Genomic DNA, 13,312 nt, shown 5'->3' on the forward strand with positions numbered 1-13,312 from the left:
CCGGGCGTCCTCGGGGACGTGGGTGAGCAGGAAGCCGACCGGCTCCACGATCGTGGTGGCGACGTCCGGGGCGATCTCTTCGTCCTGCGGCTTCGCCAAAAGAAGGGGCGGCACCCCCGCACAAGGGTGCCGCCCCTTCTCTTCGTGATCCGGAACCGCCGCCCATCGGATGAGGGTCGGGGACGGGCGGCGGTTCCGGAGTCGCCGTGGCCGTCAGGGCCTACCGGTGGTCGCTCCCGTTCGCCGTGATCGCCGCGCGTCCCGCCTCCAGGCGGGCCACCGGGATGCGGAACGGGGAGCAGGAGACGTAGTCCAGACCGACCTGGTGGAAGAAGTGGACCGACTCCGGGTCACCGCCGTGCTCACCGCAGACGCCGAGCTTGAGGTCGGGGCGGGTCCTGCGGCCCGCCTCCGCGGCCAGCTTCACCAGGGAGCCGACGCCGTCCTTGTCGATCGTCTCGAAGGGGGAGACTCCGAAGATGCCCTTCTCCAGGTACGCCGTGAAGAAGGAGGCCTCCACGTCGTCCCGGCTGAAGCCCCACACCGTCTGGGTGAGGTCGTTCGTGCCGAAGCTGAAGAACTCCGCCGCCTCCGCGATCTGACCGGCGGTCAGGGCGGCCCTCGGCAGCTCGATCATCGTGCCGATCGACAGCTTCAGCTCCACACCCGTCGCCGCCTCGACCTCCGCGACGACCTGGTCGGCCTCCTCACGGACGATCTCCAGCTCCTGGACGGTGCCGACGAGCGGGATCATGATCTCCGCGCGCGGGTCGCCCTTGGCGTTCTTGCGCTCGGCCGCGGCCTCGGCGATCGCCCGCACCTGCATGGTGAACAGGCCCGGGATGACCAGACCGAGGCGCACACCGCGCAGACCCAGCATCGGGTTCTGCTCGTGCAGCCGGTGCACGGCCTGGAGCAGGCGCAGTTCGTTCTCGTGCGGCTCCTGGCGGGACTCCGCCAGTGCCACGCGGACCGACAGCTCGGTGATGTCGGGGAGGAACTCGTGCAGCGGCGGGTCGAGGAGCCGGATGGTGACGGGCAGTCCGTCCATCGCCGAGAACAGCTCCACGAAGTCCTGCTTCTGCAGCGGGAGCAGCGCCTTCAGCGACTCCTCGCGCTCGGCCTCCGTGTCGGCCAGGATGAGCCGCTCGACCAGCTCACGGCGGTCACCGAGGAACATGTGCTCGGTGCGGCACAGGCCGATGCCCTGGGCGCCGAAGCGACGGGCGCGCAGCGCGTCCTCGGCGTTGTCCGCGTTGGCCCGTACCCGCAGGCGGCGCTTGCGGTCGGCGAACGCCATGATCCGGTGCACGGCCTCGACCAGCTCGTCGGCGTCGTTGGCGCCCGCGTGCATCCGGCCCTCGAAGTACTCCACCACGGGGGACGGCACGACCGGGACCTCACCGAGGTACACCTTGCCGCTGGAGCCGTCGATGGAGATGAGGTCGCCCTCCTCCACCACATGACCGCCCGGGACCGTCATCCGGCGCCGCTTGGTGTCGACCTCCAGCTCCTCGGCGCCGCAGACACAGGTCTTGCCCATGCCGCGCGCGACGACGGCCGCGTGGGAGGTCTTGCCGCCCCGGCTGGTCAGGATGCCCTCGGCGGCGATCATGCCGTCGAGGTCGTCGGGGTTGGTCTCCCGGCGGACGAGAATCACCTTCTCGCCGGAACGGGACCACTTCACGGCGGTGTACGAGTCGAAGACTGCCTTGCCGACGGCCGCGCCCGGCGAGGCCGCGATGCCCCGGCCGACCTGCGCGACCTTGGAGTTCTCGTCGAATCGCGGGAACATCAGCTGGGCGAGCTGGGCGCCGGTGACGCGCTGGAGCGCCTCGGCCTCGTCGATCAGGCCCTGGTCGACGAGCTGGGTGGCGATCCGGAAGGCGGCGCCCGCCGTGCGCTTGCCGACCCGGGTCTGGAGCATCCACAGCTGACCGCGCTCGATGGTGAACTCGATGTCGCAGAGGTCCTTGTAGTGGTTCTCCAGCGTCTCCATGATCTGCATCAGCTGGTCGTACGACTTCTTGTCGATCTGCTCCAGCTCCGCGAGCGGGACGGTGTTGCGGATGCCCGCGACGACGTCCTCGCCCTGCGCGTTCTGGAGGTAGTCGCCGTAGACGCCCTGGTGGCCGGAGGCGGGGTCACGGGTGAAGGCGACACCGGTGCCGGAGTCGGGGCCGAGGTTGCCGAAGACCATGGAACAGACGTTGACGGCCGTGCCCAGGTCGTGCGGGATGCGCTCCTGACGGCGGTAGAGCTTGGCGCGGTCGGTGTTCCAGGAGTCGAAGACCGCGTGGATGGCGAGGTCCATCTGCTCGCGCGGGTCCTGCGGGAAGTCCCGGCCGGCCTCCTTCTTGACGATCTTCTTGAAGGCGGTGACCAGCTTCTTGAGGTCGGCGGCCTCCAGGTCGGTGTCGACCGTGACCTTCTTGGCCTCCTTGGCCTTGTCGAGGGCCTCCTCGAAGAGGTCGCCGTCGACGCCGAGGACGGTCTTGCCGAACATCTGGATGAGGCGCCGGTAGGAGTCCCAGGCGAAGCGGTCGTCGCCGGCCTGCTTGGCGAGACCCTGGACCGACTTGTCGGAGAGGCCGATGTTCAGGACCGTGTCCATCATTCCCGGCATGGAGAACTTCGCGCCGGAGCGGACCGAGACGAGCAGGGGGTCGTCGGCCTGGCCGAGCTTCTTGCCCATGCGCTGCTCCAGCGCGTCGAGGTGCGCACTCACCTCGTCACGCAGTGCCGCCGGCTCCTCGCCGCTCTCCAGGTAGACCTTGCAGGCTTCGGTCGTGATGGTGAAGCCGGGGGGAACGGGGAGTCCCAGGTTGGTCATCTCGGCGAGGTTCGCGCCCTTGCCACCCAGGAGGTCCTTGAGGTCCTTGTTTCCCTCGGTGAAGTCGTAGACGAACTTCGCTACGTGGGGTTCTTGGTTTTCCGACACGGGTCTCGACTCCCTCGAGGACGCGGTGGCTGCCCTGACGGCGAGGAACATACCCAGATCGAAGGCGTCTGGGTACGTCTACTCGGGCGTCATACGCCCGTAACCAGCCGTCCGCCAGCGGATCGAAAGTCAAAGCTTGGCAAGCGACACGGGCCCGATGTTTTCACTTCTTGAACGCAACAACCCCCATCGACCGCCAGAACCGCTCATTTGAGCGGCGTGGGGCACGCCTGATTTCGATCGATGAACGATCAAGGGGTGGCACTGAGTGCCACCCCTTGGAGAAGTGCAGTCGCCCAAGATCCGCTCATCTGAGCCCGACCCTTATCAAGCGTGGCGAGAATCACGCTGCCACAGCGCGCCGGATTTCACCATGCGGACGGGTCCCGAGACCGCAACACGGGCGTCACACGCCCATGGCCAGCAGCCGCTCCTCGACCCGCTCGGGCGCGTACAGGTGCTCCACCACCAGCGCACCCGCCCCGACCAGCCCCGCCCGCTCCCCCAGCCGCGAGGTCACCACCTCCAGGCGGGCGGTGGAGCGCGGCAGCGCCCGCTGGTACAGCAGCTCACGCACGCCGGTGAGGAAGGGAGTTCCGGCCAGATCTCCGGCGATCATCAGCACCCCGGGGTTCAGCAGGGTCACGACCGTCGCCAGGACGTCCCCGACGTGCCGCCCCGCCTCGCGCGCGAGCGCGGCCGCCTCGGGATGCCCCGAGGCCAGCAGGTCCCGTACGTCCGAGCCCGAGGCCGCCGGCACCCCGGCCGCAGCCAGCCGACGGGCCACGGCACCGCCGCTCGCGACGGCCGCGAGACAGCCGTAGGACCCGCACCGGCACAGTGCCTCCGCGCCCGCGGGCACCCGGATGTGGCCCAGGTCGCCCGCGCCGCCGTCGATGCCCCGGTAGACCGAGCCGTCGACCACGACTCCGGCGCCGATGCCGGTCGAGACCTTGACCAGCACGAACGCCGAGCAGTCGGGATACGCGGTGCGCTGTTCGCCGTACGCCATGAGGTTGGCGTCGTTGTCGACGAGCACGGGGACCGGGCCGGCCCCGGTGTGCTCGGTGAACGACCTGGCGAGGCGGCCTCTTATGTCGTAGCCGTCCCAGCCGGGCATGATCGGCGGCTGCACCACCCGGCCGCTCTCCAGGTCGACCGGGCCCGGCACGGCGAGCCCGATCCCGCAGGCCTCCTCCGCCCGGTGGCCGGCCTTCTCCAGCAGTTCCGCGAACCAGCGCCCCAGCTCGCCGAGCACGGCGTCGGGGCCGTCCTCGATGACCAGGGTGCCGCTGTGCTCGGCGAGGATCTCGCCGGTCAGCGAGAGCACGGCCGCGCGCGCGTGCCGGGTCTCCAGGTCGGCCGCGAGGACGACGGCGTGGGCGTCGTCGAACTCCAGGGTGATGGAGGGACGGCCGCCCAGCGGGGAGTCGACGGGACCCCCGGCGCCCTCGCGGAGCCAGCCCGCACGGAAGAGGCGGTCGAGGCGCTGGCCGACGGTCGCCCGGGACAGTCCGGTGGCCTGCTGGAGCGCGCCGCGCGTGACGGCACGCCCGCTGCGGACCAGTTCGAGCAGATCTCCGGCGCCGGTCTGACTCCGTCCACCCATGCGCACCCCCTTGTGTTTCTCAACTCTGCATTACATATTGGGTTTTGCGTGTTAAATAGACGTAACCCTACGGTAGCCCTGACCGAACCGGTCAGCCACACGTCTTTCGGGGAGCCCCGAGTGGATCGCACTGCCCAGCTCGTCACCCTTTCCGCGGAACGCTCGATCGCATACGATCCGCCGGTTTCGTCACATCCCCTGCACGTCGGGGCGGCGAGGGTGCTGGAGGGCAACTGGACCGGCACCTCCACGGTGCCCTCGCGGGGTCTGTACCCGCACCAGTGGTCCTGGGACTCCGCGTTCATCGCGATCGGCCTGCGCCACCTCTCGCCGCTGCGGGCCCAGACCGAGCTGGAGACCCTGCTCGCGGCCCAGTGGGGCGACGGGCGCGTCCCGCACATCGTCTTCAACCCCTCCGTACCGCTCGACGCGTACTTCCCGAGCCCCGACTTCTGGCGCTCCTCCACCGCGGGGCGCGGAGCGGGCGCCCCGCGCACCGTACAGACGTCCGGCATCGTGCAGCCACCGGTCCACGCCCTGGCCGCGTGGCTGGTGCACCGGGCCGACCCCGGGCTGTCCCGGGCGCGCGGTTTCCTGGCCCGGGTGTACCCGCGGCTGGCCGCCTGGCACCGCTATCTGCTGCACCGCCGGGACATGGGCGGCGGCGGACTCGCGTCCGTCGTGCACCCGTGGGAACAGGGTATGGACAACAGCCCCGCCTGGGACCTCCCGCTCTCCCGCGTTACGCCGGCCCCGGCCCGCTCCTTCCGCCGCGCCGACCTCGACCACGGGGCGGCCGAGGACCGGCCGACGGACCTGGACTACGGACGGTACGTACGGCTGGCGACGGATTACCGGGATGCCGGATACAGGGATGGGCTGGGCGGGGGGCAGGGGGTTGGGCCGGGCGGGGGACATGAGGTTGGGCCGGGGGCCGGTGTCGGCGGCTTCGCCGTCGAGGATCCCGCCTTCAACGCGCTGCTCATCGCCTCCGAGCACGCCCTCGCCCGGATCGCCGCCGAGCTGGGTGCCCCCGGCACGGCCCGGCACGCCCGCGCGGAGCGCCTCACGGCGGCGCTGGTGGAGCGGCTGTGGGACCCGGCGAGCGGGATGTTCCTGTGCCGGGACCTCAGGGCCCCCGCCCCGGACGGGCGCGGCGCGCTGATCCCCGAGCGCGGTGTGTCCGGTCTGATCCCGCTGCTGCTGCCCGGCCTGCCGCGGGACCTGGTCTCGACGCTCGTGGGCACCGCCTGCGGCCCCCGTTTCGGGCTGGGCACCACCACCCGCCTGCTGCCCAGCTACGACCTGCTCGGCGAGGCCTTCGACCCGCACCGCTACTGGCGCGGCCCGGCCTGGTTCAACACCGCGTGGCTCGTGGAGCGCGGGCTGCGCACCCAGGGGGAGCTTCAGCGGGCCGACGCCCTGCGGCAGTCGGTCCTCGAACTCGCCGGGGCCACCGGCTTCGCGGAGTACGTCGACCCGTACACCGGCGAGGCCTGCGGCGCGACCGGCTTCAGCTGGACCGCCGCGCTCGCGCTCGACCTGCTCCACAGCGAAACCTCAGGCACGGCGGACATGGGACTCAAGGGAGGGGACCGGCGATGACGGACCGGCATCATCTGCTCGTTCACGGTGGGACGTTCGCCGCCGTGGGGGACGGCGGGGACATCAGCGGAGTCCGCAACGGCAGCTCACCGGACGGCTTGTTCGTCCGCGACGCCCGGCATCTGAGCCGCTGGCAGCTCACGGTCGACGGAGCGGTCCCGGAGGCCCTGTCGCCGGTCGCCGACGGCGACGCAGCGCGCTGTGTCCTGGTCCCGCGAGGCGGCCGCCAGGAGCCCCCCGCGTACACCCTGTTCCGTGAACAGGCGGTGGGCGACGGCTCGTTCGTCGAGTCCCTCCGGGTCACCAGCAACCGCCCGGTGCCGACGACGGTACGGCTCGCGGTCACCGCGGACGCCGACTTCACCGACCAGTTCGAGCTGCGCTCCGACCACCGTACGTACACCAAGACCGGCGCCACCCGCACCCGTGAAGTCCTCGACGACGGCGTGGAGTTCGGCTACCAGCGCCGCGAATGGCGTTCCTTCACGACGGTGACGGCCGACCCCGCGCCGGACGCCGTCGAGGAGACGGGCACCGGAGCCAGGCGCCTGGTCTGGACGCTCGACCTGGAACCGCACGGCACGGCCGAGCTGACCCTGCGTGTGATGGCCCGCCCGCACGGCGACAAGCGGGCCCGCCGGGTGCCGATCTCGCCGGCCGCGCTCAACCGGCAACTCCTCGCGATGGAAGGGGAGTTCGTGGAGGGCGTGGCCTTCCCGACCGGTTGGCCGGAGCTGGCGGCCGCCTGTGCCCGCGGTCTCGCCGACCTCGCCTCGCTCCAGGTCCCGGCGACCGGCCCGGACGGCGAGGAACTGCGCGTCCCGGCCGCCGGAGCCCCCTGGTTCCTCACCCTCCTGGGCCGGGACGCCCTGCTCACCTCGCTCTTCGCCCTGCCCTACCGCCCCCGGCTGGCGGCCGCGACCCTTCCCGCGCTCGCGGCGACCCAGGCCACCGAGACGGGCGCGGCCTCCGTGGCCCAGCCCGGCAAGATCGTGCACGAGGTGCGGCACGGGGAGCTCGCGCACTTCGAGCAGGTGCCGTACGGCCGCTACTACGGCTCGGTCGACGCGACCCCGCTGTTCCTCGTCCTGCTCGGCGCCTACGTGGAGCAGACCGGGGACGCTGCCCTGGCCCGGCGCCTGGAGCCGCACGCCCGGGCCGCGATCGGCTGGATGCTCGACCACGGCGGCCTCACCTCGCGCGGCTACCTCGTCTACCGCGCCGACCAGGGCGGCCTCGCCAACCAGAACTGGAAGGACTCCCCCGGGTCGATCTGCGGCGCCGACGGGAGCCGCCCGACCGGCCCGGTGATGGCGGCGGGCGCCCAGGGCTACGCGTACGACGCGCTGCGCCGGACCGCGTGGGTCGCCCGCACGGTGTGGGGGGACGAGACGTACGCGGCGCTCCTCGAACAGGCCGCGGCGGACCTGCGCGACCGGTTCCAGCGGGACTTCTGGATGCCGGACCGCTCCTTCCCGGCCCTCGCGCTGGACGGGAAGGGCCGGCAGGTCGACGCGCTGGCCTCCGACGCCGGGCATCTGCTGTGGTCCGGGCTGCTCGACAAGGAGTACGGCGAGCTGGTGGGCCGACGCCTGCTCGAACCGGACTTCTTCTCGGGCTGGGGGGTGCGCACCCTGGCCTCGGGCCAGCCGGCCTACCACCCGCTCTCCTACCACCGGGGTTCGGTGTGGCCGCACGACAACGCGCTGATCACGCTGGGTCTCGCCCGCTACGGGCTGCACGACGAGGCCCGCGCGGTGGCGCACGGCCTGGTGGACGCGGCCACGGCGACCGGGCACCGGTTGCCGGAGGTCCTGGCGGGATACGGGCGGGAGTCCCACGGCGAGCCGGTGCCGTATCCGCACGCGTGTGTGCGGGAGGCGCGGTCTGCGGCAGCGCCTCTTGCCCTGCTGACGGCGGTCGGCGGCGCGTAGCGCTCCGCGGGTGAGGCCGTGGGGCACAGGCGGCCCCGCGCCCCCGAAAAGCTGTTGGCCAGGCATTTGCCCGGTGTTTGCCCTGGCCGGTGAACTGAGGCTCGCAGTGGGCCGTACGGGACTGTGGCGGATCCGAGACCCCCTTCTACGGGTCCGCCTTCCACCAGGACCGTATGGAAGGACCCTCGGGTGTCCGAGACCCTTGCAGAGAGCACGTCGCCCGAGGCCGAGGCGACGGGTGGGGACGGTGCGCCGGCCGGGAAGCCGTCCTGGCGCACCACGCACCCCACCGCCGCACGGAACCTGCGGTGGGCCCTGAACGTCCTCGCCGCCCTGCTCGTCCTCGGGGCCCTGCTCCTGCCGAACAAGGTCCCTTATCTGCATCCGCGGGCGTTCCTGCGGATTCCGGCCGAGGCGATCCTCGGGGCGGCCGTGACGCTCGCGCTGCCGCGTCGGCCGCGGTTGGCGGTGGCCGTGCTGGCCGGCGTCGGGCTCGGGGTGATGACGGTCCTGAACCTGCTCGACATGGGCTTCAACGACTACCTCGGGCGGCCCTTCAACCCCGTCCTCGACTGGGAGCTGCTCGACGACGCGCAGTCGTACGTCGCCGACTCGATGGGCGGGGCCGTGGCGGTCGCAGCCCTGGTCGGCGTCTTGGCTGTCGTCCTCCTGCTGCTGTCACTGACGACACTGGCGATGGTCAGGCTGAGCGGTCTGCTGGTCCTGGACCGGCGGCTCGCCACCCGCGGAACCCTCGCCGCCGCCACCGTCTGGGTCACCTGCTCCGCCCTCGGCCTCCAGCTCTTCGGCACGCCGCTGGCCTCCGAGCACACCGCGGCGCTCGCCACGCTCCAGGCCAAGCGGGTGCTGTACACCGTGCGCGACGAGGCCGAGTTCCAGAAGGTCGCCAGGGCCGACGCCTTCGGGAACACGCCGGGCGCCCAGCTGGTGCCCGATCTGCGCGGCAAGGACATGGTCTTCGCCTTCATCGAGAGCTACGGCCGCAGCGCCGTCGAGGACCCGGCCATCGCGCCCGGCGTCGACAGGACCCTCGACACGAGCACCGCGGCCCTCGCCAAGGCGGGCTTCCACGCGAAGAGCGGCTGGCTGACCTCGGCGACGTACGGCGGCAGCAGCTGGCTCGGCCACTCGACGACCCTCTCCGGGCTCTGGATCGACAACCAGCAGCGCTACCGCACAGTCATGGCCAGTGACCACCTCAGCCTCACCAAGGCCTTCAAGAAGACCGGCGCCTGGGACACGGTCGGGGTGATGCCGGGCGTCCAGAAGGGCTGGCCCGAGCAGCAGTACTACGGCCTCGACAAGGTCTACAACGCCTTCCAGCTCGGCTACCGGGGGCCCAAGTTCAGCTGGTCGACGATGCCCGACCAGTACGCCCTGGAGGCCTACCAGCGTCAGGTCCACGGCAAGAAGCGCGACAAGCCGCTGATGTCCGAGATCATCCTGACCTCCAGCCACCAGCCCTGGGCGCCCATCCCGAAGATGGTCGACTGGGACGACCTGGGCGACGGCTCGGTCTTCAAGCCCATCCAGAAGGCCGGCAACAAGGCCTCCGACATCATCGCCGACCCCGCCCGCTCCAAGCAGGAGTACGGCAAGTCCATCTCCTACTCGGTGACGTCACTGACCCAATGGCTGGAGCGCTACGGCAACGACGACACTGTCCTCGTCTTCCTCGGCGACCACCAGCCGATCGCCCGCGTCAGCGGCCAGAACGCCAGCCGTGACGTGCCGATCTCCATCGTCGCCAAGGACCCGAAGATCCTGGCCAAGATCGCCAACTGGAACTGGACGGACGGCCTGAAGCCCGCCCACAACGCCCCGGTCTGGAAGATGAGCTCCTTCCGAGACCGCTTCCTGACGGCCTACGGCTCGACCCCACATCCGTCGAAGGGGTAGGGGGTGCCGGGTTCGGTTGTCGGGCGGGTGCGGGTGAGTGGGGGCCGGTCGCGCAGTTCCCCGCGCCCCTAGGGAGTTGCAGTCAGCCGCGCCACGACGGGCCCTTCGTCACCTCGTCCGCCACGACGGGCCGTTCGCCGGACCGCGCGCCCCTGTGGACCGTCAGTCGCGTACGGCGCGAAGGGGACGGGGTGGGGGGTGTCCGCCCGCAGCGGCCGGCGTCCGTTACAGGGCCCCTTCTTCGAGGGACCGAGCCGCCGGACCGAGGACGGATACCCCCCACCCCGGCACCGACCCACCCACCGGGCAGACGGCGCTACACAAGCCCCCAGAGACCGCAACGGGCCGCCGCAGGCATTCAGGGGCGCGGGGAACTGCGCGAAAACGCCCGCCCCCACCAAGCCGCACCCGACCGGAACCCGTCAGCCCCCCGACGTGTCCAGCTCCGCGTCCTCCCCGACCCCCGCTGCACAGTCGTAGGGGTCCTTCAGCCAACCGTCCGGCAGAACAACCCTGTTGTTACCGGACGTGCGCCCCCGCGGCCCGTCCGCCCCCACCGGCCACGACTGATCGAGGTCCAGCTCGTCCAGCCCCGCCCGCAGTTCCGACAGCGACGACGTGACAGCGAGCCGCTTGCGCATCTCGCTGCCGACCGCGAACCCCTTCAGATACCAGGCCACATGCTTGCGGAAGTCGATGACCCCGCGCGCCTCGTCCCCGATCCACTCACCGAGCAGCGTGGCGTGCCGCACCATGACGTCGGCCACCTCCCGCAGCTGCGGACGCCGGAACTCCGCGCGCCCCTCGAACGCCGCCACGAGATCCGCGAACAGCCACGGCCGCCCCAGGCACCCCCGCCCGACGACCACCCCGTCGCACCCGGTGGACTCCACCATCCGCAACGCGTCCGACGCCGACCAGATGTCGCCGTTGCCGAGCACGGGAATCTCCGGCACGTGCTCCTTGAGCCGCGCGATCGCCTCCCAGTCGGCCGTACCGCCGTAGTGCTGCGCGGCCGTCCGCCCGTGCAGAGCGATCGCGGTCACGCCCTCCTCGACGGCGATCCGCCCGGCGTCCAGATACGTGAGGTGATCGTCGTCGATCCCCTTGCGCATCTTCATCGTGACCGGCAGGTCCCCCGCCCCGCTCACGGCCTCCCGCAGGATCGCCCGCAGCAGCGGCCGCTTGTACGGCAGCGCGGACCCGCCGCCCTTCCGGGTCACCTTCGGCACGGGGCAGCCGAAGTTGAGGTCGATGTGGTCGGCGAGGTCCTCCTCCGCGATCATGCGGACGGCCTTGCCGACGGTCGCGGGGTCGACGCCGTACAGCTGGATCGACCGCGGCTTCTCGCTCTCGTCGAAGTGGATCAGCTGCATGGTCTTCTCGTTGCGCTCGACCAGCGCCCGGGTCGTGATCATCTCGCTGACGAACAGCCCCTTGCCCCCGCTGAACTCCCTGCACAGGGTGCGGAAGGGCGCGTTGGTGATCCCGGCCATGGGGGCGAGGACGACCGGCGGCTGCACGGTGTGCGGGCCGATTCGCAGGGGTGTCTTGTCGGTGGGCGTGGTCGTGGGCATGGCCCCATTGTCACGCACGCCCCGGGGTACCCGTGCATCGATCATGTACCGACCATTAGTTAGACGCACTATCGAAATCGGCGTACGATGAAACGCATGCCCGAGCTCAGTCACCGCCGACGCATGCTGGTCCTCGCGATCTGCTGTATGAGCCTCCTGATCGTGAGTCTCGACACCACCGCGCTCAACGTCGCCCTGCCCGCCATGCAGCGCGGCCTGGACGCGAGCACCGCGGGTCTCCAGTGGACGATCGACGCGTACACCCTGGTCCTCGCCTCACTGCTGATGCTGGCCGGTTCCACGGCCGACCGGATCGGCCGCAAGCGGGTCTTCATGGCGGGCCTGGTCGTCTTCACGATCGGCTCCGCGCTGTGTTCCGCCGCGCCGAACCTGGAGGCGCTGATCGCCTTCCGGATGGTGCAGGCGGTCGGCGGTTCGATGCTCAACCCGGTCGCGATGTCGATCATCACCAACACCTTCACCGACCCGCGCGAGCGGGCGCGGGCGATCGGTGTGTGGGGCGCGGTCGTCGGCATCTCCATGGCCGCGGGGCCGCTGGTCGGCGGGGTGCTCGTGGACGCGGTCGGCTGGCGTTCGATCTTCTGGGTCAACCTGCCGGTCGGGCTCGCGGCGCTGCTGCTCACCCTGCGGTACGTGCCGGAGTCCCGGGCGCCCAGGGCCCGCCGCCCCGACCCGGTGGGACAGCTCCTGGTGATCGCGCTGTTCGGCTCGCTGACGTACGCGATCATCGAGGCGCCGGCCGCGGGGTTCTCGTACGTGCTGCCCTTCGCCGTGGTGGCCGTGCTCGCGCTGGCGGGGCTCCTCTGGTACGAGCCCCGGCGTGCCGAACCTCTCATCGACCTGCGGTTCTTCCGGTCCGCGCCGTTCAGCGGGGCCACAGTGATCGCGATCAGCGCGTTCGCGGGGCTGGGCGGGTTCCTGTTCCTGTCGACGCTGTACCTCCAGAACGTCCGGGGGCTGGACGCGCTGCACGCCGGTCTGTGGATGCTGCCGATGGCGGTGCCGATGTTCCTGTTCGCGCCCCTGGCCGGGCGGCTGGTGGGGAGCCGGGGGCCGAGGCTGCCGCTGGTCGCCGCCGGGGTCATGATCACCGCCAGCGGGGTGCTGTTCGCCGCGTTCGACGCGGAGACGTCCGATGTGACGCTGTTCCTCGGGTACGTGCTGTTCGGGATCGGCTTCGGGCTGGTGAACGCGCCGATCACGAACACGGCGGTGTCGGGGATGCCGCGTGCCCAGGCCGGGGTCGCGGCGGCCGTGGCGTCCACCAGCCGTCAGCTCGGGCAGACGCTCGGGGTGGCGGTGATCGGGGCGGTGCTGGCCTCGGGGGTGGGTTCGGCCTCGTACCGGGAGGAGTTCGTGTCCGCCGCGGTGCCGGGGTGGTGGATCCTGGCCGGGTGCGGGGGCGCTGTGCTGGCTCTCGGGGCGGTGACGACTGGGCCGTGGGCCCGGCGTTCCGCTGAGCGGACGGCTGAGCGGCTGGAGTCCGTGGAGGTTCGCGAGGCGGCGGGGGTCGCGTAGTTCTGACGCGCGTCGTTTTTCGGCCGACCGCCGGTGGGGGCGGGGCGCGCAGTTCCCCGCGCCCCTGGGTGGATGGGGGTGGCCAGCGTGAAGCTGCACCCTCCGCCGCAGCGGGACAGGCAACGCGTCGTTCTGCGGCCTTCCGCCGGTGGGGGCTGGGCGCGCAGTTCCCCGCGCCCCTGGATGT

At 71.4% G+C, this 13,312-nt stretch carries 7 protein-coding genes; 4 read left to right on the forward strand and 3 right to left on the reverse strand.

Features of this window, described 5'->3' with window-relative positions; translation table 11 throughout:
* Window positions 1-220: 220 nt before the first annotated feature.
* Entirely contained in the window at window positions 221-2,941 is a 2,721-nt protein-coding gene (gene ppdK, locus M2163_RS18850) for a pyruvate, phosphate dikinase (protein ID WP_280894517.1), read from the reverse strand.
* A gap of 406 nt (window positions 2,942-3,347) precedes the next feature.
* Window positions 3,348-4,550, reverse strand: coding sequence for an ROK family protein (locus M2163_RS18855; protein ID WP_280894518.1), 1,203 nt, complete (start codon window positions 4,548-4,550; stop codon window positions 3,348-3,350).
* Between the two features lie 120 nt (window positions 4,551-4,670).
* On the opposite strand from M2163_RS18855, the gene M2163_RS18860 reads away from it, so the two are divergent.
* The 3 genes from M2163_RS18860 to M2163_RS18870 all read left to right on the forward strand — a co-directional run bounded on the left by M2163_RS18860 (window position 4,671) and on the right by M2163_RS18870 (window position 10,009).
* Entirely contained in the window at window positions 4,671-6,155 is a 1,485-nt protein-coding gene (locus M2163_RS18860; RefSeq protein ID WP_280894519.1) for a hypothetical protein, read from the forward strand.
* Window positions 6,152-8,089 carry a glycogen debranching N-terminal domain-containing protein gene (locus M2163_RS18865; RefSeq protein ID WP_280894520.1) on the forward strand — a complete coding sequence of 646 codons (1,938 nt, stop codon included), beginning with the start codon at window positions 6,152-6,154 and terminating at the stop codon, window positions 8,087-8,089. The genes M2163_RS18860 and M2163_RS18865 overlap by 4 nt, the downstream gene beginning before the upstream one ends.
* Before the next feature lie 189 nt (window positions 8,090-8,278).
* Window positions 8,279-10,009, forward strand: coding sequence for a CDP-alcohol phosphatidyltransferase (locus tag M2163_RS18870; RefSeq protein WP_280851622.1), 1,731 nt, complete (start codon window positions 8,279-8,281; stop codon window positions 10,007-10,009).
* Between the two features lie 422 nt (window positions 10,010-10,431).
* Here the strand turns inward: M2163_RS18870 and dusB are convergent, their stop codons facing one another.
* Window positions 10,432-11,586: a tRNA dihydrouridine synthase DusB gene (gene dusB / locus M2163_RS18875; RefSeq protein WP_280851621.1), complete on the reverse strand. Its 1,155-nt coding sequence runs from the start codon at window positions 11,584-11,586 to the stop codon at window positions 10,432-10,434.
* Window positions 11,587-11,682: 96 nt separating this feature from the next.
* Between dusB and M2163_RS18880 the strand changes: the two genes are divergently transcribed.
* A complete protein-coding gene (locus M2163_RS18880; protein ID WP_280894521.1) occupies window positions 11,683-13,125 on the forward strand; it encodes an MFS transporter in 1,443 nt (480 codons plus the stop codon).
* The last annotated feature ends 187 nt before the right edge of the window (window positions 13,126-13,312 follow it).

The organism is Streptomyces sp. SAI-135, assembly GCF_029893805.1.
In the GTDB taxonomy this organism is placed as follows: domain Bacteria; phylum Actinomycetota; class Actinomycetes; order Streptomycetales; family Streptomycetaceae; genus Streptomyces.

What these genes read in the sequence shown, in the direction of transcription:
- M2163_RS18855 (WP_280894518.1), bottom strand. Translation starts at nt 4,550, where the DNA reads ATGGGTGGACGGAGTCAGACCGGCGCCGGAGATCTGCTCGAACTGGTC.
- M2163_RS18865 (WP_280894520.1), top strand. Translation starts at nt 6,152, where the DNA reads ATGACGGACCGGCATCATCTGCTCGTTCACGGTGGGACGTTCGCCGCC.
- dusB (WP_280851621.1), bottom strand. Translation starts at nt 11,586, where the DNA reads ATGCCCACGACCACGCCCACCGACAAGACACCCCTGCGAATCGGCCCG.
- M2163_RS18880 (WP_280894521.1), top strand. Translation starts at nt 11,683, where the DNA reads ATGCCCGAGCTCAGTCACCGCCGACGCATGCTGGTCCTCGCGATCTGC.